The sequence below is a fragment of the Lysinibacillus sp. PWR01 genome (assembly GCF_043359455.1).
GTDB classification, from domain to species: domain Bacteria; phylum Bacillota; class Bacilli; order Bacillales_A; family Planococcaceae; genus Lysinibacillus; species Lysinibacillus fusiformis_F.
This window is the reverse complement of record NZ_JBHERJ010000047.1, coordinates 319406-340275: the sequence shown is the minus strand read 5'-3', so window position 1 is coordinate 340275 and position 20870 is coordinate 319406. Positions and strand designations below refer to the sequence as shown.

General features: G+C 38.1%; 29 protein-coding genes. 12 read left to right on the top strand and 17 right to left on the bottom strand.

Annotation, left to right across the window (positions count from 1 at the left end):
* Positions 1 to 20: 20 nt before the first annotated feature.
* From ACEVFT_RS09080 to ACEVFT_RS09070, 3 genes are all read right to left on the bottom strand, one after another.
* Entirely contained in the window at positions 21 to 527 is a 507-nt protein-coding gene (locus tag ACEVFT_RS09080; RefSeq protein ID WP_393949319.1) for a GNAT family N-acetyltransferase, read from the bottom strand.
* Positions 528 to 706: 179 nt separating this feature from the next.
* Complete coding sequence (locus ACEVFT_RS09075) at positions 707 to 973, bottom strand: YqkE family protein (RefSeq protein WP_393949318.1); 267 nt, start codon at positions 971 to 973, stop codon at positions 707 to 709.
* Positions 974 to 995: 22 nt separating this feature from the next.
* Positions 996 to 2180, bottom strand: coding sequence for an acetyl-CoA C-acetyltransferase (locus ACEVFT_RS09070; RefSeq protein WP_393949315.1), 1185 nt, complete (start codon positions 2178 to 2180; stop codon positions 996 to 998).
* Positions 2181 to 2387: 207 nt separating this feature from the next.
* Between ACEVFT_RS09070 and ACEVFT_RS09065 the strand changes: the two genes are divergently transcribed.
* Positions 2388 to 3359, top strand: a complete 972-nt coding sequence (locus tag ACEVFT_RS09065; RefSeq protein WP_342546890.1) for an alpha/beta hydrolase — start codon at positions 2388 to 2390, stop codon at positions 3357 to 3359.
* A gap of 48 nt (positions 3360 to 3407) precedes the next feature.
* On the opposite strand, the gene ACEVFT_RS09060 is transcribed toward ACEVFT_RS09065, so the two are convergent.
* The 3 genes from ACEVFT_RS09060 to sirA all read right to left on the bottom strand — a co-directional run bounded on the left by ACEVFT_RS09060 (position 3408) and on the right by sirA (position 4764).
* Positions 3408 to 3878 (bottom strand): S-ribosylhomocysteine lyase, encoded by a 471-nt coding sequence (locus ACEVFT_RS09060; RefSeq protein ID WP_004232156.1) that lies wholly within the window; start codon positions 3876 to 3878, stop codon positions 3408 to 3410.
* A gap of 143 nt (positions 3879 to 4021) precedes the next feature.
* Entirely contained in the window at positions 4022 to 4240 is a 219-nt protein-coding gene (locus ACEVFT_RS09055) for a YneF family protein (protein WP_004232154.1), read from the bottom strand.
* Positions 4241 to 4338: 98 nt separating this feature from the next.
* Positions 4339 to 4764 carry a sporulation inhibitor of replication protein SirA gene (gene sirA / locus ACEVFT_RS09050; RefSeq protein WP_004232148.1) on the bottom strand — a complete coding sequence of 142 codons (426 nt, stop codon included), beginning with the start codon at positions 4762 to 4764 and terminating at the stop codon, positions 4339 to 4341.
* A gap of 338 nt (positions 4765 to 5102) precedes the next feature.
* On the opposite strand from sirA, the gene ACEVFT_RS09045 reads away from it, so the two are divergent.
* The 7 genes from ACEVFT_RS09045 (at position 5103) to ACEVFT_RS09015 (ending at position 9838) form a co-directional block, all read left to right on the top strand.
* Positions 5103 to 5459, top strand: a complete 357-nt coding sequence (locus tag ACEVFT_RS09045; protein WP_048391315.1) for a lmo0954 family membrane protein — start codon at positions 5103 to 5105, stop codon at positions 5457 to 5459.
* Between the two features lie 15 nt (positions 5460 to 5474).
* Positions 5475 to 6113, top strand: coding sequence for a PspA/IM30 family protein (locus tag ACEVFT_RS09040; RefSeq protein WP_393949313.1), 639 nt, complete (start codon positions 5475 to 5477; stop codon positions 6111 to 6113).
* 224 nt (positions 6114 to 6337) lie between these two features.
* Complete coding sequence (locus tag ACEVFT_RS09035) at positions 6338 to 6628, top strand: hypothetical protein (RefSeq protein ID WP_393949310.1); 291 nt, start codon at positions 6338 to 6340, stop codon at positions 6626 to 6628.
* The gene (locus ACEVFT_RS09030) at positions 6555 to 7454 is read left to right on the top strand and encodes an alpha/beta fold hydrolase (RefSeq protein WP_393949345.1); all 900 of its coding nucleotides are present in this window, start codon (positions 6555 to 6557) and stop codon (positions 7452 to 7454) included. Before ACEVFT_RS09035 ends, ACEVFT_RS09030 begins: the two co-directional genes overlap by 74 nt.
* A 56-nt stretch (positions 7455 to 7510) precedes the next feature.
* Positions 7511 to 8194: a cell wall-active antibiotics response protein LiaF gene (gene liaF / locus ACEVFT_RS09025; RefSeq protein WP_393949307.1), complete on the top strand. Its 684-nt coding sequence runs from the start codon at positions 7511 to 7513 to the stop codon at positions 8192 to 8194.
* Complete coding sequence (locus ACEVFT_RS09020; RefSeq protein WP_205442105.1) at positions 8191 to 9231, top strand: sensor histidine kinase; 1041 nt, start codon at positions 8191 to 8193, stop codon at positions 9229 to 9231. The genes liaF and ACEVFT_RS09020 overlap by 4 nt, the downstream gene beginning before the upstream one ends.
* Positions 9206 to 9838, top strand: coding sequence for a response regulator transcription factor (locus tag ACEVFT_RS09015; RefSeq protein WP_393949304.1), 633 nt, complete (start codon positions 9206 to 9208; stop codon positions 9836 to 9838). The genes ACEVFT_RS09020 and ACEVFT_RS09015 overlap by 26 nt, the downstream gene beginning before the upstream one ends.
* Positions 9839 to 9883: 45 nt before the next feature.
* Here the strand turns inward: ACEVFT_RS09015 and ACEVFT_RS09010 are convergent, their stop codons facing one another.
* From ACEVFT_RS09010 to ACEVFT_RS09000, 3 genes are all read right to left on the bottom strand, one after another.
* Positions 9884 to 10531, bottom strand: coding sequence for an HAD family hydrolase (locus ACEVFT_RS09010; protein ID WP_393949303.1), 648 nt, complete (start codon positions 10529 to 10531; stop codon positions 9884 to 9886).
* A 110-nt stretch (positions 10532 to 10641) separates the two neighbouring features.
* On the bottom strand, positions 10642 to 12636 hold the full coding sequence (gene tkt / locus ACEVFT_RS09005; protein WP_393949301.1) for a transketolase: 1995 nt from the start codon (positions 12634 to 12636) through the stop codon (positions 10642 to 10644).
* A 126-nt stretch (positions 12637 to 12762) separates the two neighbouring features.
* Positions 12763 to 12996 (bottom strand): DUF896 domain-containing protein, encoded by a 234-nt coding sequence (locus ACEVFT_RS09000; protein WP_205442101.1) that lies wholly within the window; start codon positions 12994 to 12996, stop codon positions 12763 to 12765.
* Between the two features lie 187 nt (positions 12997 to 13183).
* On the opposite strand from ACEVFT_RS09000, the gene ACEVFT_RS08995 reads away from it, so the two are divergent.
* Genes ACEVFT_RS08995 through def form a run of 3 tightly spaced genes read left to right on the top strand, consistent with a single transcriptional unit; the run spans position 13184 to position 14509 of the window.
* Positions 13184 to 13717, top strand: a complete 534-nt coding sequence (locus tag ACEVFT_RS08995; RefSeq protein WP_393949298.1) for a GNAT family N-acetyltransferase — start codon at positions 13184 to 13186, stop codon at positions 13715 to 13717.
* Position 13718: 1 nt separating this feature from the next.
* Positions 13719 to 13937: a helix-turn-helix transcriptional regulator gene (locus ACEVFT_RS08990; RefSeq protein ID WP_393949296.1), complete on the top strand. Its 219-nt coding sequence runs from the start codon at positions 13719 to 13721 to the stop codon at positions 13935 to 13937.
* Positions 13934 to 14509, top strand: a complete 576-nt coding sequence (def, locus tag ACEVFT_RS08985; protein ID WP_393949293.1) for a peptide deformylase — start codon at positions 13934 to 13936, stop codon at positions 14507 to 14509. Before ACEVFT_RS08990 ends, def begins: the two co-directional genes overlap by 4 nt.
* A gap of 32 nt (positions 14510 to 14541) precedes the next feature.
* On the opposite strand, the gene ACEVFT_RS08980 is transcribed toward def, so the two are convergent.
* Together ACEVFT_RS08980 and yneA are read right to left on the bottom strand one after the other, a co-directional pair.
* The gene (locus tag ACEVFT_RS08980; RefSeq protein ID WP_205442098.1) at positions 14542 to 15207 is read right to left on the bottom strand and encodes a YneB family resolvase-like protein; all 666 of its coding nucleotides are present in this window, start codon (positions 15205 to 15207) and stop codon (positions 14542 to 14544) included.
* Positions 15204 to 15518, bottom strand: a complete 315-nt coding sequence (gene yneA, locus ACEVFT_RS08975) for a cell division suppressor protein YneA (RefSeq protein ID WP_016992001.1) — start codon at positions 15516 to 15518, stop codon at positions 15204 to 15206. Before yneA ends, ACEVFT_RS08980 begins: the two co-directional genes overlap by 4 nt.
* 165 nt (positions 15519 to 15683) lie before the next feature.
* Here yneA and lexA point away from each other — a divergent pair, with 165 nt between their 5' ends.
* Positions 15684 to 16301, top strand: a complete 618-nt coding sequence (lexA, locus tag ACEVFT_RS08970; RefSeq protein ID WP_004232118.1) for a transcriptional repressor LexA — start codon at positions 15684 to 15686, stop codon at positions 16299 to 16301.
* Between the two features lie 107 nt (positions 16302 to 16408).
* Here lexA and ACEVFT_RS08965 read toward each other — a convergent pair whose 3' ends face one another.
* The 6 genes from ACEVFT_RS08965 to ACEVFT_RS08940 form a co-directional block, all read right to left on the bottom strand.
* Positions 16409 to 17131 carry a gamma-glutamyl-gamma-aminobutyrate hydrolase family protein gene (locus ACEVFT_RS08965; RefSeq protein ID WP_393949291.1) on the bottom strand — a complete coding sequence of 241 codons (723 nt, stop codon included), beginning with the start codon at positions 17129 to 17131 and terminating at the stop codon, positions 16409 to 16411.
* A 33-nt stretch (positions 17132 to 17164) separates the two neighbouring features.
* Positions 17165 to 17917 carry a prepilin peptidase gene (locus ACEVFT_RS08960; protein WP_342442775.1) on the bottom strand — a complete coding sequence of 251 codons (753 nt, stop codon included), beginning with the start codon at positions 17915 to 17917 and terminating at the stop codon, positions 17165 to 17167.
* A 65-nt stretch (positions 17918 to 17982) separates the two neighbouring features.
* The gene (locus tag ACEVFT_RS08955) at positions 17983 to 18675 is read right to left on the bottom strand and encodes a hypothetical protein (protein ID WP_393949289.1); all 693 of its coding nucleotides are present in this window, start codon (positions 18673 to 18675) and stop codon (positions 17983 to 17985) included.
* Positions 18672 to 19265, bottom strand: coding sequence for a PilN domain-containing protein (locus tag ACEVFT_RS08950; RefSeq protein WP_205442093.1), 594 nt, complete (start codon positions 19263 to 19265; stop codon positions 18672 to 18674). The genes ACEVFT_RS08955 and ACEVFT_RS08950 overlap by 4 nt, the downstream gene beginning before the upstream one ends.
* A complete protein-coding gene (gene pilM, locus ACEVFT_RS08945; protein WP_393949287.1) occupies positions 19265 to 20239 on the bottom strand; it encodes a type IV pilus biogenesis protein PilM in 975 nt (324 codons plus the stop codon). The genes ACEVFT_RS08950 and pilM overlap by 1 nt, the downstream gene beginning before the upstream one ends.
* A 112-nt stretch (positions 20240 to 20351) precedes the next feature.
* The gene (locus ACEVFT_RS08940; RefSeq protein WP_393949285.1) at positions 20352 to 20819 is read right to left on the bottom strand and encodes a competence type IV pilus major pilin ComGC; all 468 of its coding nucleotides are present in this window, start codon (positions 20817 to 20819) and stop codon (positions 20352 to 20354) included.
* Between the last annotated feature and the right edge of the window lie 51 nt (positions 20820 to 20870).

Here is a 20870-nt window from a genome sequence, read left to right as displayed (position 1 = left end):
TTTTGTCATAGCCATTTATTTCAAAGTTGGAACCTCCAAAAATAGAGGGAGTTTGTTTCTTTATACAAGGCAGCTCCTGCTTTTTCTAAAACTCGATGGGATGCCACATTATCTTTTTCGGTATCTGCAATAACGTATTTTACATTTGGCTGATGAAGTAACCAGTTTTTTAGAGCGATGATTGATTCTGTCATATAGCCCTGCCCCTGATAATAAGGAAAAGTATAATACCCAATCACAACTTCCTCTTGCTCATTCGGCATACCTTTTAGCATTATGCCACCAACAGCACAATTTTTTTCTGTTAACACAAGTAACCAATTCGTATGCCACAGATAGTTTTGCTCATCTTCTACTACTTTGGAAAGTCTAAAATACAGCGCTTGTTTAAGCTCGCAATCTAAACTCCCTACACCTTTAGACAATGACAATTCCTCCGCCATTCGCTCCTCATGCTCTATTAGTAATTTTAGATACTTGGCGTTTAAAGGAATTAAACTTATTCTTTCTGTCTGTAATTCTACCATGTTGTTCTCCTAACATAATTTAATCGATACTAAACTACAATTAGGTATATGTTATTGGCAGCGTCTCCCGTTCCATTGAATTCAAAAATCTCTCTTTATATATCGACTATAACGACATAATTTTAATGCTGTAAAAGACAAAACAGTGAACCCACCTGTGTGAATTCACTGCTTTTTTCTTAAAATTTAGAGCCTTTATCGCCATATTCGTTTAGTAGTTCTTCAAACGATTTATTTTTTTCACGTTGTTTACGTTCAAAAGCTAGTTTTGCTTGGCGTTCTTCTTCTGTTGCCTGCTCTTTCGCAGTTAAATCTTGCTTCGCTGCTTTTAATTTTGCTAGCACATCGCCACCTAGCTGATCCGCTAATGTGACCGCCTCTTGCTTAGGTAGGCTAGCTGTTAAGCTATTATCTGTATGTTGTTGCTGTTTTCGTTTCTTTCCCATTTCATTCACCTTCTTATTGACATCAAGGGCGCTTCACTACTGTTGCTACGCCTTGTCCACCACCGATACATAATGTGGCTAAGCCCGTGCTCACATCACGCTTTTCCATCTCATGTAATAGCGTTACCAAAATACGAGCACCACTTGCACCGATTGGGTGACCAAGAGCAATAGCACCCCCGTTAACATTTAGTTTATCATGATTAAAGCTTAATTCACGATCTACAGCAATCGATTGTGCTGCAAATGCTTCATTTGCCTCAATTAAATCGATATCGTTTAAAGTAATCTCGGCCTTTGTCAGCGCTTTTTGTACTGCTTTTACAGGACCTGTCCCCATAATAGCAGGATCTACACCAGCACTAGCATTCGCTGTAATAATCGCCATCGGTTGAATTCCTAGCTCTTGTGCTTTTTCCTTTGACATCACCACTACCGCTGCCGCACCATCATTAATACCAGATGCGTTCGCTGCTGTGACAGAGCCATCCTTTTTAAATGCTGGTCGTAGCTTAGCTAGGGACTCCGCTGTCACACCTGCTCGTGGGAATTCATCTTGATTGAAAAGAAGTGGCTCTCCCTTACGCTGTGGAATTTCGACAGCGACGATTTCATCTTCAAACTTGCCAGCTGCAATCGCTGCCTCTGCACGTTGCTGAGAACGAGCTGCAAAAGCATCCTGCTCTTCTCGAGAAATTTGGTACATATCACATAAATTTTCAGCTGTAATCCCCATATGATAATCATTAAAAGCACACCATAGGCCATCATGAATCATTGTATCTACTACCTTTTGATCGCCCATTCGGAAGCCTTCTCGTGCATTTTTTAAGACATATGGAGCCTGACTCATATTTTCAAATCCACCTGCAACAACAATCTCAGCATCTCCCGCTATAATCGCCTGTGTTGCTAAATGAACTGCCTTTAAACCTGATCCACATACTTTATTAATTGTTAATGCAGAAACCTCATGTGGTAAACCAGCCTTAATTGCTGCTTGACGAGCTGGATTTTGTCCAAGTCCAGCCGCTAAAACATTCCCCATAATGACCTCATCGACGTGTTCCCCTGCTACGCCAGCACGTGCTAATGCCTCTTTAATGACAATGCTGCCTAACGTTGTCGCTGGTACGTCTTTTAATGTCCCCTGAAATGAGCCGATAGCTGTACGCACCGCACTCACGATTACTACCTCGTTTGTCATAATCATTCTCCCCTTTTCCCCGTTCAAAAATCAACACTGCATGCATATGCTACTAGCAGATATGTATATTTTAACAAATATTATGACGATTTTCGATAATAGAAATAATCGTAGTTTTGCCAAAGATATTGTAAAATGTTGACGTGTTTTAAACAATCTTAGTTGGGAACATTACAAATAAGAAACAGCATGTGGAGGTGTTTTATGATGAAAAAGAAGATGCTTTTATTCTCTGGTATTACAACAACGCTAGCCGCAGCTGCAACAGGTCTGTTCGGCTTTGCGCTTTCCAATAAATTAATGTATATCCAACAAAAAGACCCTGAATTTATTCGGGAACGAGAAACGACCGCAAAGCGCTTTGATGAGGCTTGGTACAATAAAAACTTGAAATGTGAGCTGAATATTGATTCCCCAAATGGCTACTCAATTCGAGGCATTATGTTTCAGCCTTTGCAAACCAATAACACCATCATCATTTGCCACGGGGTTACCGAAAATAAAATAAATTCCGTGAAATATGCTCGCCTATTTGAAAGACTTGGCTATAATTCCGTTATATTTGACCACCGTCGCCACGGTGAATCGGGAGGCAAGACAACCAGCTATGGCTACTATGAGAAGAATGATCTTGATGCCGTTGTGAAAACAGTAAAAGCCATGATTGGCGAGGATGCTATTCTTGGCATTCATGGTGAATCGATGGGTGCTGCAACCATGCTCCTCTATGCAGGAACGGTTGAAGATGGAGCTGATTTTTATATCTCAGATTGTGCATTCTCTGATTTTTCTATGTTACTCAAACAAATTGCAAAAACTGAATTTAAATATGGCTCCATTATTCCTATTCGTTTTGCTGACTTTTTTGTTCGTCTCCGAGATGGTTACTCATTTAAAAGTGTAACACCTGCCGAAGCCGTCACACATATTGAAAAACCTGTGCTCTTTATCCATAGTATTCCAGATACGTTTATTCCAGCTTCCATGTCACTCGATCTCTACAATAAAAAAACCGGTCCAAAAAAATTAAAACTTTTTGATACGGGGGCACATGCACAATCCTTTAATGAAAATATGGATGAATATGAGGATTTAATTCATGATTTTTTAGACAATTTTATTTATCAAAAAATCAATCGGGATTCCTCTTCTTCGAATGTCATTCCATTCCATTTTTAGGGCAATGAAAAACCTTGCGTTATTTTACTCGCAAGGTTTTTATTTTATTTAATCTTCAAAAATAATATGCCATTCATCACGTTTCGCTAAAAACTCTTTCGCTAATGCTTGGGCCCCTTCTAAACTATGGCTAGCAGCCCAGCCACATTGCACTTCATTGCAGGCAGGCACTGCGGTTGCCTTTGTCACATCTGTAAATGTGTTCTCTAAAATAGCTAATAAATCCTCATAATCATTATGATTGATCAAGGACACATAGAAGCCTGTTTGACAACCCATTGGACTGAAATCAACAATATGATCAGAGTAATTACGGATAATGTCAGCAGATAAATGCTCCAAAGAATGCAATGCAGGCATTTCCATATGCTCCTTATTTGGCTGTTTAAAGCGAATATCGTATTTATATACCTCATCGCCATTTTTGCCCGTTTTCACACCTGCTAAACGAACATAAGGTGCCTTTACTTTTGTATGATCTAGATCAAAACTTTCTACATTTGTTTTTTCTTTTTGCAATATACACTACTCCCTTCCGTATAGTAACTCCATTATACATAGTTTCCCGATAGAGTTGTATGATTTTTAAGAATTATTTAAATACTATTAAAAATAAAAAAACAACTAGTTAAGCTTGAACTAGTTGCTCGGAACATTCCAAATTACTTCTGGAATTTATTCATTTGCGCCATCATTTGACGTACTTGCTTTTCAGACGGCGTACGACCCATTTGCGCCATCATCATACGAATCATTTGCTCATTAATAGGTGGGTTTTCTTTCAAATATTTCATCATAGCTTGACGAGCGAAATAGAAACCAAGTGCTGCGCCCGCTGCTAATGCGATAATTACGATAATAATCCAGCCCCATGTAGGCATACAACCAACCTCCTCCACTACAATATACCGAGAAAAACTCTCCACGCTCCATTATACACCAAATAATAGCGTGTTACTATATATTGTAGTGAATTTTCCTAGTGCATTGTATACTTCATCGGCTTTAACCACCCACACTCATTATCCTGTTTATTAAAAGCAATAAAACGTTCACTCATTTTAGCAAGCATTTGAAATAAATCTAAATCTAGCATTCGCGAACCTTCACAGTAAACACAAATTTTACGATCTACTAAATAAATAGCCATTTTACCTTTGATCGGATGTTCTAAAAACAAAGCATTACGAGCTCTTTCTAGGTGTGCATATTTGGAATCAAGTTGATGCTCTAACATGGCTGCAATCTCCTCAAAACGAACGGATTCACATATATATGCAAGCTCTTTTAAGGATTTCTCATTGGCATCTTCACAACCTTGCATCATCTCTAACAACTTACGCTCTCTGCCAAAAATAAACGTTAAATGCTCTTCTTTTATCTTATATATAGAATAGGTTCTCACCAGAAATCCTCCTTCGCTCAGTTTCTTTTTCATAAGTATAGCTCATTCAATCTTGTTTATTTGTCAAACGAAGGAGGGATCTCTCTTCTATTTTTGTCGAAAAAATTCTAGTTTCGGGTCTATAAATGACTTTATGACAAATGGTATTTCCAACCAAAAATAATTAATATTTTTCCAAAAACAAGAAAAAGTCTTATTAAACACGGCTAAAAAGCTTCTATTTTGGCTGCTTAGATGAATCTCAGCCTCAAGACCTAGTTCAAAATCAATTTCGAGTCCGTTTTAGACAATCTTGTAAATAGGTAACATAAAGGTACAAACGAAAGGAGCTAAAACAAATGAAAAAATTTCTTTTATTAACTGGAGGCGTCATTGCAGCATGTGTTGCACTAGCGTTAATTGGACCACTGGCGGGGTTATTATTCTCTGGATTATTTGTAGCACTGGGCATGCACTTCTACATTGCTAGTAAGTCATCTTTCGGTAAAATTTTCTGGTTTACAGTTGGTCTAATCGGTGTCCTATCAGCAGTGTCTAACATTCCAGCAATGGTAGGTCTTGCTGCCATCGCCATTATCTATGTTATCTATAAAAAATGGAATGGCGAAGATGTAAAAATCCCTACAATTGAAGGAAAAAAAGAAGAAGATCCGTTTACAAACTTTGAAAAAGAATGGTCAAATTTAACAAAATAAAAGGAGCGATTTTAAATGAACTTATTTCAACGTTTTAGATATACAATAGAGGCAGACTTACACCAATTATTTGATAAGAAGGAACAAAAAAATCCGATTGCGATGTTAAATCAATACATTCGTGAAGCAGAAAAACAAACAGAACAAACAGGCAAATTATTAGAGCGACAAGGGCAATTAAAAGAAAAGCTAGAGCAAGAATATAAAGAAAACGCAGATTTACTAGCGAAACGTGAATCTCAATTGGCACTAGCAAAAACGAGCGGAGAGCAGGACTTAATTGATTTCGCTACGGATGAAGTAACAGCTTATTCAGCCCGTAACCTTACATTACAAGCTAGCATTGAAGCAAGTACACGTGAATACTTCGAGCTTGAGCGTAAATTTGAAACAATGAAGCATAAAATTAAAGATATGAAAGTGCGTCAATTACAGCTGATGGGGAAAGAAAATGTAACTCGCGCCCATCATCAAATGGATGGAATGATTGCAAAAAACAATAAAACAAACTTTGAAGATTTAGAAGCGTATATCGATAAATTAGCTTATCAAATCGATAAAGATCATGAGCTAACAACTTTTGAGGCAAGACTCGCAGAATTAGAAAAAAAAGCAGTAGAAGATAGCTCACCACTGCTAATTGAAAATAAATAACATGGTATAATATAAAGAGATAAGGGATGCCTCTATTTAGGAAGCATCCCATTTCTTTGAAGAAAAGTAGTCTAGTTTATAGGAGCTTTTCTCTTCCAAATCACAGAAAGTTCAATGCAACAGATTTTGCAATAGCATTTTTCCTTGGTGGTTTATTGATATTTGTAGTCACCTTGATTTGGGTATTGTACTAGCGATTTATACTGGAAAAGGAATTAACTAAGATGAAAATTAAAAAGTGGGTTCATCATATGATTAAAATCTGCCTTTTTGCTTTAATTTTTTTCCTTGTACTAACAATCTGCTTATTGTGTTATCGTTTCATTGTTCAACAGCAGATAAAACAACAAAGTGCGGCCATTATTGAAAATGGTGGTATTAGTGAAATAAAAGAAATAACTGTAAATGGAGATAAACAATTTATATTAGTAGAAGGGCAAGATAAAGAAAAACCTTTTTGTTTTATTCCTACATGGTGGCCCTGGCTCCCCGTTTCCATATGGGGTAAGTGCTAGAACACTGTTTCCTGAGATTACTGAGAATTGCGTAGCTGTATTTTATGATCAACGTGGTTCTGGTAAAAGTTATAATAAAAACTTATCATTGAACACAATGAACCTAGCTCAATTCACTGAGGATGCTAATAGTATTGTGGATTTTATAAGAGTACATTACAAACAGGAAAAGATCTTTATCATTGGGCAATCTTTTGGAACAGTAATCGGAACACAATTAATAGCTCAATATCCCGAAAAGTTTCACGCTTATCTAGGTATTTCGCAATTAACGAATCCAACAAAGGGACAGGAACTTGGTTATGAGTGGCTAAAGAACGAAGCCCAAGCAATTGACGATGAGAAAACTCTTAGAATCTTGGAGAGTTTTGATAAAAAACCCTATCTTGAAGAAGATGAAGACCAGTTTAGTAAACTTATCAATCAATATAAAGGAATGAATTATTCTGATGATACCATAGAAAAGGTGAACCTTTTTAATTTAATCAAAGGGGCTTTCACATCACCTGACTATTCTTTACAAGATATTTATCATGCATTTATTTCTGGTCCCCAATTTAGTCTTATCAAAAGCAAGGAATTAAAAAAAGAAATTATCCTTACTAATTTTTTTGAAACTGTTAAAACTATAGAAATCCCTGTTTATCTTATTCATGGAATATATGATAAACAGGCAAATTATGAATTATCTAAACAATATTACGAGATTTTAGATGCACCAAATGGCAAGGAGTTTATCACATTACAACACTCTGCTCACTATCCAAACAAACTTGATGTCACACTAATAAATGACACATTGAAAAAAATGCTTGAAAGGTATTAAAGCATGTAGAGAAGTTCAGCTTCTCACATCAATTTCTAGAAGGAAGGGTGACCCTCTTGCAAAATTTCACAACAAATAAGCTCACATTTTGGGTACTTTGCTTCTTTTTACTCGTCTTCGTGGAGCTAACTATTTTTAATAACGGTGGTGCCTTCTGTTTATTGATTGGGGCTGTACTTCTTTATTTAAGTTTTTCCAAAAAAGTTCGATTTTTTAAATGGACAGGAATTTTCTTTATTGCCATTGCTTTGTTCACGATGTGGAGCTTACGTTTATTTATCGTCATCATGCTCTTATATATGCTCTATCAATACTTACAAAGAGAAAACGAGCCAAAAGTAGTTGGTGCTGAGCTTTTTGAAAAGCTTCCTACAATTAAAAATGACTTAATTGGCACAATGCCAGCGCCTACAGAAGCATATAAATGGCAAGATGTACAAATTCAGCGCCTTGCAGGAGATATTACCATCGATACAACGCAAACGATTTTACCTGCTGGTACTAGTCTAATTACAATTCGACAAGGTATCGGTAAAGTTCAAATTTATATTCCTTATGAAATTCCATTCCGTTTACAGTATACGACGTTATTTGGTGAGCTTACCTGCTTACATGTCGGGCCACAACGTATATTAAATGAAAGTATTACTTTCTCCGATGGCAACCCTGAGGATGCTAAACGTGTACTGATTATTCATGTCGCAACCTGGCTTGGAGATTTGGAGGTGCTACGAAAATGATTGCCTTTATCTCAAGATTATTTACATTATTTTTTATTTTAATGAGTGCTGTTTTCGGTCTTCTTGTCGCACTATGGGGCAATCCTGATGAAAAAACATGGGAGCCCTTGTGGCAGCAGAATTACGATAATATCCCTCTAGGTGGCATCATTATAGTTAGTCTGTTTATTCTTAGCTTCCTGTTTGCCAGCTGGATCAGTATGACTGCAAGGGCACGAGAAGCGCAGGCAACACGTATAGTGAAACAATTAATCGAGCCTGATTTTGTTTTTCCTCAAAAACAAGCTCTTCCGAAATCGTTAAAAAAAGCTCTTGTCCAAACGAGTGAATTAATCGATACGCAACGTAAAAGTTTACAGCGTTTATCCAATGAACGGGCTGAGGCCAATGATAAGATTATTCAGGAGCGTATTATTGCTGAACGCCAACGTCTAGCTAGAGAACTACATGACTCTGTGTCACAGCAACTATTTGCTGCCTCTATGTTACTATCCGCATTAACTGAAAATGACGAACATGCTACTAGCTTAAAACAGGTGGAGAAAATCGTTCAGCAGGCACAGCTAGAAATGCGTGCATTACTGCTACATCTACGACCTGTAGCTCTACACAATAAAACTTTGGCACAAGGCTTAGAGGAATTAATTATTGAGCTTCAGCAAAAAGTTTATTTCCATATTGAATACGAGCTAGAGGAAATGGCCTTAACAAAAGCAGAGGAAGATCATTTATTTCGTATTGCACAGGAAGCCCTCTCCAATACGCTTCGTCATGCCAAAGCAAGTGAGGTCGAATTACTGCTTGTGGCAAGAGACGACTTAGCTATTTTACGAATTCAGGATAATGGGTTAGGCTTTGATGTGGAGGCTGATAAATCGACGTCGTACGGCTTACAAAATATAGCTGAACGAGCTGTCGAAATTGGCTGCACCTATAAAATTGTGTCCGTGCCTGAAGAAGGAACGATTGTGGAGGTTAAAATTCCACTACATAAGGAGGAGGTTCATATCGATGATTCAAGTGCTCATAGTGGATGATCATGAAATGGTACGGATTGGTGTTTCAGCCTATCTTTCAGCACAGCCAGATATTACGGTTGTAGGTGAGGCTGAGAACGGCAAAGAGGCTGTGGAACGTGCCTTAACGCTAAGGCCTGATATTATTTTAATGGATAATGTGATGCCCGTTATGACAGGAGCAGAGGCGACAGTAGAAATATTAGCAGCATGGCCTGAGGCTAAAATCATGATGGTGACTAGTTTTTTAGATGACGATAAAGTCTATCCTGCCTTAGAGGCTGGCGCAGTAAGCTATATTTTAAAAACATCAAATGCCAAACAAATTGCCGAGGCTATTCGTAAAACGATGGGTGGCGAAACGGTGCTAGAGCCAGAGGTCACTTCCAAAATGATGCACCGCATGCGCCATGGCAATAGTACACCACTATACGAACAATTGACTGAACGTGAAATGGAAGTATTATTGCTGATGGCTCAGGGCAAAGCGAATCAGGAAATCGCTGATGAGCTATATATCGCCCTAAAAACGGTGAAAACACATGTTAGTAATATTTTAGCCAAGCTAGAAGTTCAAGATCGTACACAAGCCGTCGTCTACGCATTCCAAAACGGACTTGCTAAATAATCCTACATAAAAAACTGCATTTTGACATGCAGTTTTTTCGTGCTTTTAGAGGTATTTTAGGAGGTCGTTTACATGATCCACAATATATGTAGGCTTTTCATTTTTTAATTCTTCTAGTGACCCAAAACCATATGTTACACCGATGGCATCAATTTGATTTTCACGAGCGCCGATCAAATCATATTTTCGATCCCCAATCATAATAAATTGCTCCTTTGGATAGGAAGCAAATTGTTGTATCACCTCTGCTATAATCTCACCTTTGGCAGAACGTGAACCATCTAAGTGACTACCTACGACAAGATCGAAATAGGATTCTAGCTGAAAGTACTTTACGATTTGTTCTGCAAAGACAGTTGGTTTTGAAGTGGCAATAGTCAATATATATCCTTGTTGCTTCAAATTAGCTAACAAAGCTGGAATATCTTCATAGAGTTTATTTTCAAACATTCCCCTTTCCGTAAATCGTTCGCGGTAATCACTAATTGCTTGCGTTATTTGTCTATCATTGAAGCCATAGATTTCTCGAAAAGATACTTGTAATGGTGGTCCGATGAAAGGTTCCAGTTCATCCAAATCATTCACCACGATGCCTGCCTTATGTAAAGCATATTGCACTGATTTAGTGATTCCTGTTTTGGGATCAGATAATGTTCCATCTAAGTCAAATAACACAACACTATAATTCTTCATTCGCTCACCCTTCTTTTTGAGTTTTTACATTACTGTGTTTGACGCTATAAAAAGTACCGCAACACGCAGCTCATGTTTATTTCGCTGCGTGTTGCGGTATTGGTTGTAAATTATAGTGCTTTCACTTTTGCTACTACGTTTTCAACAGTGAAGCCGTATTTTTCCATTACTAATTCACCTGGAGCAGATGCACCGAACTTATCAATTGCTAGAACATCGCCTTCAAAGCCAGTATATTTATGCCAGCCGAATGATGCGCCCATTTCAATTGCAAGACGTTTTGTTACAGCTTTTGGTAGTACAGATTCTTTGTACGCTGCATCTTGTTTTTCAAAGCGATCCATAGATGGCATTGAAACAACTGCTACATCTACGCCGTCTGCTTTTAATGCTTTTTGTGCTTCAACAGCAAGCGAAACCTCAGAGCCAGTTGCAATTAAAATAGCATCTGCTACTTCTTTCGTAGCTGGAGACACTGTGTAAGCACCTTTCGCTACGCCATCACGTACTGTTTCAATAGAAGCGTCAAGAACAGGTAGGTTTTGACGAGACAATACTAGAACAGTTGGTGATTTTTCTGATGCTACTGCAAGCTCCCATGCAACTGCTGATTCATTTGCATCTGCAGGACGAATAACAGATAGGTTTGGCATTGCACGTAATGATGCAAGGTGTTCGATTGGTTCATGTGTTGGACCATCTTCCCCTACTGCAATCGAATCATGTGTGAATACATATGTTACTGGAAGACCCATTAATGCAGAAAGACGAATTGCTGGACGAACGTAATCAGAGAATACGAAGAATGTACCACCGAATACATTTAAACCACCGTGAAGAGCCATTCCGTTCATAGCAGCACCCATTGCAAATTCACGAACACCGAACCAGATGTTGCGACCAGCATAGTCGTCTGCTGAGAAATCTCCAGCACCCTTCATCGTTGTTTTATTGGAGCCAGCAAGGTCTGCTGAACCGCCAAAGAATGAAGGTGTTTTCTTCGCAATAGCATTAATCGCATCGCCTGAAGAAGAACGAGTTGCTACAGATTTACCTGCTTCATATACTGGTAACTCAGAAGCAAAGTCCTCTGGTAATTCACCATTCATCGCTTTCTCGAATTGAGCTGCTAACTCTGGGAATTCTTCTTTGTATGCAGCAAATTTAGCATTCCAAGCTTCCTCTGGTTGTGCTCCTTGCACTTCAGCAGCCGCATTAAATGTATCGTAAACTTCTGCAGGAATTTGGAATGGTTCATGTGCCCATTCATAAGCAGCTTTCGTTAAGACAACTTCATCTGTACCAAGTGGTGCACCGTGTGAATCTGCTTTACCAGATTTATTTGGAGAACCAAAACCAATCACTGTTTTCACTTCAATTAATGTTGGTTTGCCAGTTGATTTTTTCGCTTCCTCAATAGCAGCATTAACAGCATCTACATCTGTACCATCTGCCACTTTTAAGTAATTCCAGCCATAAGATTCGAAGCGTTTTTGCACGTTTTCTGAGAATGACTTTTCTAAGTCACCATCTAAAGAAATATCATTAGAATCGTAAAGCACGATTAATTTTTCAAGTTTTAAGTGACCAGCTAATGAAATAGCTTCTGCTGCTACACCTTCCATTAAGTCACCATCGCCACATAGCGCAAATGTGTAGTGGTCAACAATGTCATGACCTGGTTTATTGTAAGTAGCAGCTAAATGGCGCTCAGCCATAGCCATACCAACAGTCATAGCGATTCCTTGTCCAAGAGGACCAGTTGTTGCCTCTACCCCTACTGTATGACCGTATTCAGGATGTCCTGGTGTTAATGAATCCCATTGGCGGAAGTTTTGAATTTCTTCCATTGGTAAACCATAGCCTCCAAGGTGCAGTAAGCTGTATAAAAGCATTGAACCATGGCCTGCTGATAGTACAAAACGATCACGGTTAAACCATTTTGGATTTGCTGGATTATGGCGTAATTGTTTTGTCCAAAGCGTATAAGCCATTGGCGCTGCCCCCATTGGTAAACCTGGGTGACCAGAATTTGCTTTTTCAATAGCATCGATTGACAAAGTTCGGATAGCATTAATTGCTAAAAGATCCGCGTGTTGAGTCATTATATTGTGACATCCTTTCTCGTCCTATATATTGTTCTTTTACAGTTTAGTCAACATTGCTTTAGAAAACAATGCTTTTGTTATACTATTTGTGTTTTCATACATACTTTATTGAATTGTGTCACATTAATTTAGAAATTTATTTTTTTTCGCTTGTTTTACCTTCTCTGGGGTTACATCATTTCCTTCTGCGTCTACCACTTTTACGTTTTCAATCGTATCTCGCATAGTCGCTCTAAACGTATCTAAGTACTCCTTACGAAGCGCTGTTCGCTCCTTTGCCTCTGCCTCTGTTAATTGTCCGCTTTTCGCTTTAGCAGATAATTCATTAATTCGGTTAATTTTTTCCTTTGATAACATTGTTACACACCTTTCAGTACCTAGCTTAATGACCTCAGTATGCAAAGTATAGCACGGTTTCCCTTAAAATGCAGTTATACCAACCCTTAAAAACACTTCTTAGCCATTATTTACATGACTTCCAGATGTTAGAGGTGTATAACTAATTATAAAAGGAAAAATTTGATAGATAATAGGAGGAAATATTGTGAACATCACAACACCGAGACTACTTATTCGAACATTTGAAGCACAAGATTGGCAGGCTGTTTATAGCTATATGTCCGATAAAACAGTGATGCACTATATGCCTGAAGGTGTGTTGAATGAAGAACAAGTTCAAAATTTCATAACAGAGAATAACAACGAGCAAGCAAAACATTTCGCCATTGTTTTACGTGAACAACAGCGAGTCATTGGTCATCTTGTTTTCCACAAATACTTTGGTGACCATACTTATGAAATTGGATGGGTTTTGAATCCTGTCTATCATAATCATGGCTACGCTTCTGAAGCTGCTCATGCCCTATTAAATTATGGCTTTACTAAAATGAAACTTCATCGAATTATCGCCACATGCCAGCCAGAAAATGTAGCTTCATACCGAGTCATGGAAAAGATCGGGATGCGCCAAGAAGGATTTTTTAAAAAATGCATATCACACGGAGATGATTGGTGGGATGAATACTATTACGCTATTTTACAGGAAGAATGGAACAATCTAAAGGTAAGGAGTGTGTGAAATGAAAAAAACTGCGGTGTTATTATACCCACAATTTAATGAATATGAATTGAGTGTTTCTTTGTCCATTTTAATGCAGGCTGCTCTTGCAAAAGAATGTGGGGTTGTGAGGCAGACCATTAATAGTATTGAAAATGATAAATATGATCCAACCCTTGAATTAGCTTTTAAGATTGCTAAGGTTCTCAATAGTCGTATTGATGAGGTTGTTTATCTATGACTAAATTTCACCCCAATTATATGATTACAATGAAGGATTTCGTGAAAGAACACTCGACAATTTTAAGAAAACAAACTCAAGAAGTGGCGATACCTGTGACCACAGAGGACCGAAATACCCTCTTATCCATGCTACAATATTTAAAAAATAGCCAAGATCCTACTCTAGCAAAAAAATATAAGCTTCGCCCTGGAAGTGGACTCTCTGCTAATCAAATTGGCGTAGATAAACGAATGTTTGCTGTGCTCTTTGATGACCAAGAAATGATGCTGATTAACCCTAAAATAATGAGTCATTCCCTTAATATGATTTATCTACCTGAGGGAGAAGGCTGTCTATCTGTAAATCGTCCTGTTCCTGGTTTTGTACCGAGATACGAACGCATTAAAGTTAAAGCTTACGACATCGATGGACATGAAATCATTGTTCAGTTACATGGCTATGGGGCTATCGTTGTACAACATGAAATCGATCATTTAAATGGCATCATGTTTTATGACCGAATAAATAAAGAGCACCCATTCCAACTGCCTAATCATGTTATCATCGAAAGCTTTTCTTCCTTTCAATAGTCTCTTTACAGAAAAAAAGATTAGCAGGAATATTATTTTCCTGCTAATCTTTCTTGGTGCTCTTGGAAACGACGATGTACAGTCGCCTTACTTACCTCAAAGCCTAACCCTCTAAGCGTTATAGAAATTTCTTCAAAGGTAAATCCTCGTTTGCGTAGCTTCACAATTTCATCTACAGGTAGATCTTTACGCTCCTGACCTTGCGGATTACCCCGGTTCGATAAATTATTTTCAGGACGATAACCGTTTTCTACAGCACGTCGCATACCACGGCGTATTTTAGCATTATGAATTCTACGCTGATATTCCTCTACAATCGCTAAAATTTCAAGCAGCATCGTGTCCATTTCATTTAATTGGACTGGGCCTGCATCACGCATAGAAAAAACATCCGTTGCTGATTTTTGTAATAAATGCAATACAGCCATCCTCGCATTGCCTCGTCCTAAACGAGTTTCATCTTGTACAAAAAGGGCATTAATGTCCTTATCTTTTATGAAATCAAGCATTTCTAGTAAGCCTTCACGTTCTACATCATAGCCACTATGCTGATCTTTAAACACGCCCTTCACCGCATAGCCTTGCTCTTTAGCATAGTGCAACAACTCTTCCTGCTGGCGCTCTAATGAGGAACTTTGTGTTTCTTTTTCAGTACTTACACGACAATAGACAACAGCCGACAGTTGATTATTTATCATTGTTCATTTCTCGCAATTTCGATAGTATTGATGGGACTGGCTTGATCACTCACGACAGGAATGACTAGAGATTTTCCTGCTACAATTTTAATATCCGCTAGTTCATTTTCAGTTTTTACAAGCTTTATCCAATCATCTGTACTCATTTTACCACGATATTGCTCCGCTAACGACCACAAGCTATCCCCATGTTCGATTTGGATTTCTGCGTAACTAACTTTTCCAGGATCAGTGATGTAAAGATATGCTGCAAATAGTAGACAAGCTCCTAATAAAATTGAGATATGTGTGTTTTTTTTAAACCATGTCATAATCATTACCCCTTTTAAGAATGTTTGTTCGGAATGTATGTTCTCATAATAAAGCGAACAAACGTTTTTGTCAAACACTTTTCGAACCTATGTTTGCATACATGTTCGCATTCTGTTATACTATCAAATAAGAAGAATGATATTAGAAAAAAGAGGTGAGCACTCATGAAAAAAGTTTCGAAAAGACAAGAGGACATTTTAGCTTTCATTAAGGAAGAGGTACGAGCTAAGGGCTATCCGCCATCAGTACGTGAAATTGGTGAAGCAGTTGGCCTTGCTTCCAGTTCAACTGTTCATGGTCATTTGGCTCGATTAGAACAAAAGGGTTTTATTCGTCGAGATCCAACAAAGCCACGTGCAATTGAAATTTTAGAGCCTGAAGAATCCATCCAAAAGCAACAGGTGATTCATGTACCACTTGTCGGGAAGGTTACAGCTGGTTCTCCCATTACAGCTATTGAAAACATTGAAGAATACTTCCCATTACCCGATACGTACGGCACAAGTGAAGATCAATTGTTCATGCTAGAAATTATGGGGGAATCAATGATTGAAGCTGGGATTCTAGATGGGGATTTAGTCATTGTGAAACAAAAGGCAACAGCTAATAACGGGGATATTGTTGTAGCTATGACAGCTGAGGATGAAGCAACTGTAAAACGTTTCTTTAAAGAGAAAAACCATTTCCGTTTACAGCCTGAAAATTCATCTATGGAACCTATTATCGTCGATCAAGTTTCGATTTTAGGACAAGTTGTAGGTCTTTACCGTCGTGTACATTAATCATTAAAGTAGGTTTCGAGGATTATGTTCCTTCTTAGAGCATGTATCCTCTTTTTTACGCAAAAAAAGAATCCAATCATGTATGGATTCTTTGTACAATGCCCCATCTAAGCTTCCTTCTTAAATTTCAAGCTAGCTTCAACAAAGGCTGAAAATAGTCTTTGAGCACTGTCATCTCCTGCTATGGCCAGTTCCTCAGGATGCCACTGAACAGCCAAGCAAAATGGTAATTCCTCATGAACTACCGCTTCGATAATACCATCATTTGATTTTGCTGCTACTTTTAATTTTTCCGCTAAAACATTCACTGCTTGATGATGAAATGAATTCACTGCCAGTTTCTCTTGTTCTACTATAGTCGCTAATAAATTGTCAGCAATAACCTGTACAGAATGGGTAGCTACAGCTCGACCTGATTGCTGCGTATGTTGGAGTAACTTGGTACTAAAATGGTCACTATCAATGTCCTGATATAAAGTACCACCTAATGCAACATTTAATATTTGAATCCCTCGACAAATACCGAAAATAGGCATTTTCCGTTGGAATGCAGCTTCAATTAAGGCTAATTCAACCGTATCTCGCGCTGGATGAATTTTTCCAAGCTTTAATGAAGGCTCGGCCCCGAACAGAAATGGATGCACATCATGGCCACCCGATAACATTAAACCATCCGTCATGGCTAAAATCTGTGCTGCCTCTTCCTCTACTCCAATCGGAATAATCAGTGGAATTCCACCTGCTTCAATAATGCTTTTGCTGTAAGCAGCATTTAATCGAGAGGATAAATCATCCTCCACAAAGGCTGTAATACCAATAATCGGTTTCACTTGCTTCCCTCCACATTCTTGAAGATTAAACAATTACCAAAAGCCTAAATACCAATTGATTAATAGATCGCCATAGAAATAAACAATGACTGCGGCCAGTGCAATAGAAGGCCCAAACGGAATGGGTGTTTTTCTCCCCTGTTTGTTCTTCGATAACACAGTAAATCCGACAATCATACCAATAACAGCAGCTAAAAACAGCGTTAACAGTGTATCAATTGTACCCAGAACGAGACCAATTAAAAAGAATAATTTAATATCGCCTCCACCCATGCCACCGTTCGATAGCACAGCAATTATATATAATATGCCAAAACCAACAACAGCACCCACAAGAGAGTCCCACCAAGGTGTTAATGGTGATAGAACTCGTCCAATAGCAAGCAAGGGTAAAAAGAATAATAGCACCTTATCTGGAATCTGCATATAGGCCAAATCTGACACTACAATGATGACTAATAAGGAGATAAAAACGAAAGCTACTATTAATTCTATGCTCCAGCCTAGCCGCCAATAAGCAAAGGCAAATAATACACCTGTCATTAATTCTATGACTGGGTAAACCCAAGAAATTTTGTTGCCACAACTCCGACATTTTCCTCCTAAAAATACATAGGACAATACTGGCACTAAATCAAGCGCCGTTAGTCGTCTCTGGCATTTCGTACAATGGGAAGGAGGGTGTACAATCGACTCCTTCTGCGGTACACGTAAGCCGACAACATTATAAAAAGAGCCAAAGACAAGTCCAAATAAAAAAATAAAGATCGTATAAGCCATTTCCAATTTTATGTCCTCCTAAACCAATAGGCGCCCATACAAATGAAGTATGGTGCGCCTATCAATAAAGTTTATTGTTGTTCTTCGTAATAGAACGTCGTCACTTGCACTGTTGCCTTTAACGTAAGATCTGCATCTTTCTCTAGCTGTTCCTGCTCTCCAGGTAATTTAAATTCAATCTTATCGGTTTTCATCACGCGCTCTAATTGTTCAACCTCCTGTAAAAAGCTTTCAAGCGAATTAAAATCAAGCGCCCCAACCTCTAAGATAAAAGTAATGAGCTTTAAATTAGCTGGTAAAGAGTCCTTTGAAAGAGAAGCAATCGGTGTAGTGGTCTCCTTGTTCTCCTGATCACCATTGACCTCTGCTTCAGCCTGTTCTAACATATTGAGCTCATTCGATACATCTGAAGGTTTCACAGTGCCATCCTCACCTTGAACAGTTAAAGTCTGTATACGAGTTCCTGTCACCTCTTCAATCTCAGCCAAATCGAGAATTATCTTTTCAACGGCTCTTGTTGCAGGTAGCTTTTGTCTTAGCGTTAATATATTAATAGTAGGCTGTCCCTGCTCCTTGTCCAATTGAGCGAGTTGTTCTTTGACACTAGCTAATCCTTGCTGCACCTGCAATACACTACGCTCTTTTTCATTCACTTCATTCAATTTTGGTGATAGCAAATAATAATACAGCGCAAATAAAATAGCAGCTATCAGCGCAAGCAATAAGATGATGGATGAATTTTTACTACTCGTTAATTTATTCATGAGCGTCGTCCTCCAGCTAAATACATAAAGTCGATTGTCGCTGTAATAGACACTGAATAGCGCGGTACTTCTTTAAATTTTTGTTGGGGTGTTAATTCCCTTTGTTCCCCTAGCTCTATATCAAAGTTTGAGACCGTGTTAATTTGAGCGTCTGTAAAATAGCTACTCATTAAAAGTCGCTCCACATATTTCGATATATCTGTCATCGTTTCAAAATCTACTTCAATGTTTACCGTATTCTCCCCGAAAACGTAGCTACGTAAATACGAATGAGTTGGTAATAAAGTTCTCGTTTCATCAATCAACGGTGTTACAGGATAAGAAACACCTTGAATAAATGTCACAGATTCTTCCAACGAACCTTGGTCGACACTTTGTCTTGCATCTAGCTCTTGCTGTAATTGATCAAGCTGTGTCGTTAATGCCTGTTCCTCTGCAGTCAATCGTGCTAAATCACTTTTTGACGTAAAAAATAAAAAAAGTAAATAAGCCACAATGAGTCCAACAATGACTATCACCAAGCTATAAAAAAGCTTTGGAGAGGTCGTTCTTTTTTCAAGTTGTGGTAAGAGGTTTATATCTGGAACCATTAATGAACCTCCTTCAAAGCTAAGCCAAGCAACGTTGAAAATTCTCGCTTAAAGCGAGGAAACAATTTCTCAATTTTTTTCCCATCGACAACCCTCAGTGGTGGTTCTAAATTAGAAGCTAATAAGTTTCCTATTGATTTCAATAATGGGTTATCCCCAAGCATGATAATTTCATCCACTGCTTTTTCACCTTTATGTAAAGAAAACTTAAAGAAATTCATCATTCGATCGATCTCCAAAACCTGATCCATCACGACCATTTGATAATTCTCAGCCTCGCCATTATAGATAAATTGATAGTTAAACTCATTCTCTTTCTTCCCCTGCCATTGCGTCATATCCACTTCAATCGATTGATAGCGCAAAAACTCCACTTGGCCATTGGAAAAAATACTGATAGAGAGCTCATTAATCGACCATTCCGCAATTAAATACGTTTTATTAGGCATTAATAATGACATGTGCTCTAATAAACGTATATTGCATAGCGCTCGAATATCGGCAGCTTCCGGTTCTAATGAAACATCTAGCAGCATCCCTACCATTTTCGTAATCTCTTCAGAGGGCGCAGCAAATAAAATGGCCTTACCATCCTCGGCATCTGCATCATAAACATCAATTAAAGGGTCTTGAAATGGTAAATGAATGGAATGCCCCAATTCCATTTCAGCATATCCTCGTAATTCCTGAGGTTTGACATCTTTAGGGTGCTCAAAGTTTTTTAATAAAACCGTCGTATCAGGTACAAACATACGGACAACCTGTTTTTTCCCTGTCCATTTCATCACTTGCTCTTTAATAATCTCAAAAAGAGCTACCTCATCGACGATTGTCCCATTTTCAACGATTCCAGCTGTTAAAGGGTATTCATAGCCTTGCCACTGATTAGGCTCTGGTCCTTTCGCCACAATCGCACGCAGCACATAATCCTTCAGTTCAATCGAAACATGCGACTTTCTTTTTCTCTTAAACATGTGAAAAGACCTCCTTATCCTATTCAGTATAAATGATTTTTTCAATTAGTCATCCATTTCCCAGCCAGAAACGCAAATTTTCTTGCGCTTCTGAATGGGTTGGGAGGACTGATTAAGGAGATACCGTTGATGTAATTGCATTTAATGGTGACTTACTACCTTTTTGTTTGTCTCCATTGATAGATTGTAATGTTGCTCCTGTAAATGAAATAGTTTTTGTAGAACCACTATATGGTACATTCGCAGCAGTTAATGTGTTAGGACTTCCTTTAGTAACTGTAGCAGTTGTAGAAACACTTTCAAGTTTACCTGCATTATCCAAATATTTTTCCGTTTTTAATGTAGATACTGTCACTGAAGTTTGATCTGGCTCATCAGTAAAATAAAGATTTGCTGCATTTAGAACATTAATTGCATCCGCTTTTGCTGCGTTATAACGCGTATTCTCAATAATATTCCCAATTGCTGGAACTGCTATTGCTGAGATAATAGCTAGAATAACTATTACAGCTAAAAGCTCAATTAATGTTAAACCCTTTTCATTTTTCACTATTCTTCCATTGCTTAATTTTTTGAACACGATAGGTTCCCCCTTATAATAATATTTGAAGTGTAATCACACATACTTCCT

Excerpts from the sequence above, each read along its gene's own strand:
- lexA (WP_004232118.1), top strand. The coding sequence starts at position 15,684 with ATGAAAAAAGTTTCGAAAAGACAAGAGGACATTTTAGCTTTCATTAAG.
- def (WP_393949293.1), top strand. The coding sequence starts at position 13,934 with ATGACTAAATTTCACCCCAATTATATGATTACAATGAAGGATTTCGTG.
- tkt (WP_393949301.1), bottom strand. The coding sequence starts at position 12,636 with ATGACTCAACACGCGGATCTTTTAGCAATTAATGCTATCCGAACTTTG.
- ACEVFT_RS08950 (WP_205442093.1), bottom strand. The coding sequence starts at position 19,265 with ATGGTTCCAGATATAAACCTCTTACCACAACTTGAAAAAAGAACGACC.
- ACEVFT_RS08990 (WP_393949296.1), top strand. The coding sequence starts at position 13,719 with ATGAAAAAAACTGCGGTGTTATTATACCCACAATTTAATGAATATGAA.
- pilM (WP_393949287.1), bottom strand. The coding sequence starts at position 20,239 with ATGTTTAAGAGAAAAAGAAAGTCGCATGTTTCGATTGAACTGAAGGAT.
- ACEVFT_RS09015 (WP_393949304.1), top strand. The coding sequence starts at position 9,206 with ATGATTCAAGTGCTCATAGTGGATGATCATGAAATGGTACGGATTGGT.
- ACEVFT_RS09035 (WP_393949310.1), top strand. The coding sequence starts at position 6,338 with ATGAAAATTAAAAAGTGGGTTCATCATATGATTAAAATCTGCCTTTTT.
- ACEVFT_RS09020 (WP_205442105.1), top strand. The coding sequence starts at position 8,191 with ATGATTGCCTTTATCTCAAGATTATTTACATTATTTTTTATTTTAATG.
- ACEVFT_RS08955 (WP_393949289.1), bottom strand. The coding sequence starts at position 18,675 with ATGAATAAATTAACGAGTAGTAAAAATTCATCCATCATCTTATTGCTT.
- ACEVFT_RS09075 (WP_393949318.1), bottom strand. The coding sequence starts at position 973 with ATGGGAAAGAAACGAAAACAGCAACAACATACAGATAATAGCTTAACA.
- ACEVFT_RS09070 (WP_393949315.1), bottom strand. The coding sequence starts at position 2,180 with ATGACAAACGAGGTAGTAATCGTGAGTGCGGTGCGTACAGCTATCGGC.
- ACEVFT_RS09000 (WP_205442101.1), bottom strand. The coding sequence starts at position 12,996 with ATGTTATCAAAGGAAAAAATTAACCGAATTAATGAATTATCTGCTAAA.
- ACEVFT_RS08980 (WP_205442098.1), bottom strand. The coding sequence starts at position 15,207 with ATGATAAATAATCAACTGTCGGCTGTTGTCTATTGTCGTGTAAGTACT.
- ACEVFT_RS09045 (WP_048391315.1), top strand. The coding sequence starts at position 5,103 with ATGAAAAAATTTCTTTTATTAACTGGAGGCGTCATTGCAGCATGTGTT.
- yneA (WP_016992001.1), bottom strand. The coding sequence starts at position 15,518 with ATGACATGGTTTAAAAAAAACACACATATCTCAATTTTATTAGGAGCT.
- ACEVFT_RS09080 (WP_393949319.1), bottom strand. The coding sequence starts at position 527 with ATGGTAGAATTACAGACAGAAAGAATAAGTTTAATTCCTTTAAACGCC.
- ACEVFT_RS09065 (WP_342546890.1), top strand. The coding sequence starts at position 2,388 with ATGAAAAAGAAGATGCTTTTATTCTCTGGTATTACAACAACGCTAGCC.
- ACEVFT_RS09040 (WP_393949313.1), top strand. The coding sequence starts at position 5,475 with ATGAACTTATTTCAACGTTTTAGATATACAATAGAGGCAGACTTACAC.
- ACEVFT_RS09055 (WP_004232154.1), bottom strand. The coding sequence starts at position 4,240 with ATGCCTACATGGGGCTGGATTATTATCGTAATTATCGCATTAGCAGCG.
- ACEVFT_RS09010 (WP_393949303.1), bottom strand. The coding sequence starts at position 10,531 with ATGAAGAATTATAGTGTTGTGTTATTTGACTTAGATGGAACATTATCT.